We start from the raw sequence: 630 nt of genomic DNA, 5'->3' as shown, positions 1-630 counted from the left end.
ATAGAGAACGGGTGGGAATGAAATTCATCAGCGTATTTTGATCGCCGAACTCAGTCACGCCGATCCCTTCCAGCAACCGTTCCTCTTTCTTCAAGCGATTCCAGAGCTGTGTGTTTGGCAAAGCCTGTAAAATGCCCAGCATTGGCTGAGGAATACCGGTTTGCTCGACAAAAGCCTGAATGCGCTCCCCTGCTCCTGGCCGCTCTCCATCAAAGCCCAGAATAAACCCAGCATAGATCAGCAGTCCAGCATCGTTGATCTTGCGACAGGCCTCCACCAAAGGGTGGCGGGTATTCTGGAGCTTTTGGGTCATCTGTAAGCTGTCTTGGTCTGGAGTCTCAATGCCCAAAAAGACAGCATAGAAACCCGCCTCTACCATTAACCTCATCAGTTCTTCATCTTCGGCCAGGTTAACCGAAGCCTCTGTCATAAAGGTAAATGGGTAATTGCGCTCCTGGCTCCAAGGGATCAGCTCTCGCAAAAATCGCTTGACGTTGCGCTGATTGCCGATAAAATTGTCATCCACTACAAATACCGAACCCCGCCAGCCCAAGTCATAGAGGGCCTGTAGCTCAGCTAGCATTTGACTTGGCTCTTTGGTTCTCGGCTTGCGTCCGTAAAGAGAGATGA

Annotated in this window: 1 protein-coding gene; it reads right to left on the bottom strand. The window is 50.6% G+C overall.

Translation table 11 applies throughout. The features are described 5' to 3' along the window. Positions 1 to 630, bottom strand: a 630-nt coding sequence (locus NW838_RS09390) for a DUF4070 domain-containing protein (protein WP_414427924.1), incomplete at both ends; no start/stop codon positions are given.

Origin of the sequence: Synechococcus sp. R55.2, assembly GCF_047462075.1 — a bacterium.
Taxonomy (GTDB): domain Bacteria; phylum Cyanobacteriota; class Cyanobacteriia; order Thermostichales; family Thermostichaceae; genus Thermostichus.
This window is presented reverse-complemented; position numbering and strand designations above follow the sequence as displayed.